The 341-nt window shown below is 29.9% G+C and carries 1 pseudogene; it reads left to right on the plus strand.

The window, feature by feature from the left end:
* Positions 1 to 341 (plus strand): annotated as a pseudogene (locus MKO96_RS29270) (hypothetical protein); the annotation flags it as partial.

Consider the following 341-nt stretch of genomic DNA (forward strand, 5'->3'; position numbering starts at 1 on the left):
GATAATGTTATCTCTGTTGAGTCAACAAAGTATTCAGAACCTATTAGTATCTATTTAAACTCTACACCAAATGTAAAAGTTGGTGATCAAGTAAAAGCTACTGGTGCAATGATGCGTAATTTTACGGACTATATGATTGCAGAGTCAATTGAAAAGGTTCAAGGTACTGATACATTACACCAAGGAAGTTATTTAAAACATGTTTTTGCATACGAATATGAAATAGGACATGTTACAAAAGTAGATAAGTTTAAATCTGGAATAGAAGAATATAATTACGCAAACTTTTTTCAGGTGGAAAGAATAATACAGCACATAAAAAACTTAAAATCGAACAAATT

It is taken from the genome of Bacillus sp. ES1-5 (assembly GCF_022487605.1).
Taxonomy (GTDB): Bacteria; Bacillota; Bacilli; order Bacillales; family Bacillaceae_G; genus Bacillus_A; species Bacillus_A wiedmannii.